The organism is Dactylosporangium sp. NPDC000244, assembly GCF_040300725.1.
Lineage (GTDB): Bacteria > Actinomycetota > Actinomycetes > Mycobacteriales > Micromonosporaceae > Dactylosporangium.
On the sequence record NZ_JBEPEH010000115.1, the window covers coordinates 1 to 1,646 of the forward strand.

General features: G+C 68.0%; 1 protein-coding gene. It reads left to right on the plus strand.

Annotated elements, in window-relative coordinates; translation table 11 throughout:
* The first annotated feature begins 96 nt into the window (after positions 1 to 96).
* Positions 97 to 1,503 carry an IS1380 family transposase gene (locus ABT369_RS57770; protein ID WP_502891971.1) on the plus strand — a complete coding sequence of 469 codons (1,407 nt, stop codon included), beginning with the start codon at positions 97 to 99 and terminating at the stop codon, positions 1,501 to 1,503.
* The last annotated feature ends 143 nt before the right edge of the window (positions 1,504 to 1,646 follow it).

Here is a 1,646-nt window from a genome sequence, read left to right on the forward strand (position 1 = left end):
CCCACATGGTGGGTGGATGAGGAACGGGTGCCTTCTGAGCTGGGAAGATAGGACTTGCTGAGGGTCTTATCCATCCCGACGAAAGGCACCCGCAGGGTGAAGGCTACCGGAACACGTCCGAAGATCGTCGTGAGTGCGGACGGGCGTGGTGTGGTGGCGCACGCTGGCGCCCGACTCCTCGCCGACGTTGCGGAGGCGACTGGGCTGACCAGGGCGTGTAGTGACGCCATGGCCGGTCTGCGGCAACGACGCGGGGTCCACGACCCTGGTCGGGTGGTGGTGGATCTGGCGGTGATGCTCGCCGATGGTGGTGAGGCCATCTCGGATCTGGCGGTGCTGCGCGACCAGGCGGCGTTGTTCGGGCCGGTCGCTTCTGACGCGACCGCGTGGCGGCAACTGTCCGCAATGGACAGCGCCGTCCTCGGCCGGTTCCGCGACGCTCGTGCCGAGGCACGTGAACTCGCGTGGGCGCAACGCCTCGAGACCGGCGGCGAGCTGCCACAGACCTCGGCGGCTGGGCTGCCGGTCCCAGGTCTGGTCCTCGATCTGGACGCGTCCATCGTGATCTGCCACTCCGACAAGGAAGCCGCAGCCCCGACCTGGAAACACACGTTCGGGTTCCATCCGTTGTTCTGCTTCCTGGACAACACCCGCGAGGCGCTGTCCGGGATGCTGCGCGAAGGGCGGGCCGGGTCGAACACGACCGCCGACCACATCATCGTCCTGGACCAGGCCCTCACGCAGATCCCAGACGCTCACCGACACGGCACCCCGATCCTGATCCGGTCGGACTCAGCCGGCTGCACCCACGGTCTGCTCACCCACATCCGCAGCCTCCGTGAGCACGGCCTCGACATCCGGTTCTCCGTCGGCGTCGCGATCACCGAACCGATCCGCCAGGCGATCCTGCACGCCAAACAGCATCTGCAGTGGGTTCCCGCCCTCGGCGGCGACGGTGAACCCCGCGACGGCGCCCAGGTCTGCGAACTGACCGGCCTGGTCCCGGCCTACGGTTTCCCGCCCGGCACCCGGTTCATCGTGCGCCGCGAACGCCCGCACCCCGGCGCCCAGTTGTCCCTGTTCGACACCATCGAGGGCATGCGCCACCAGGTCATGGCCACCGACACACCCGCCGGATCCGGCAGCGTCCAGTTCCTGGAAGCCCGCCACCGTGGCCACGCCCGCGTCGAGGACCGCATCAGATGCGGCAAAGACACCGGCTTCGGCCGGTTCCCGTCCCGAGTCTTCGCCATCAACGCCGCCTGGCTGCAACTCGCCCTCACCGCCATCGACCTGCTCGCCTGGACCCAGCTCCTCCTGCTCGACGGCGACCTCGCCGCCGCCGAACCCAAGAAACTGCGCTACCGGCTCCTGCACGTCGCCGCCAGACTCACCCGCACCGCCCGCCAAACCCGACTCCGAATCGCCGAAAACTGGCCCTGGGCAACAGATCTGTCCACAGCCTTCGCTCGGCTCGCCGCACTGCCACAGCCGATCTCCTGAACCCGGCACCACAACCCGACGAACCAACTGGAGCAACCCGGCCAAAGGCCGGGTCACCACCATGCCCAGCCCATCCGCGCCGCCCACGAGAAGATCAACCAGCTGCCAAACAGCCTTGATCAACAGCTAACGAAAGACCGAGG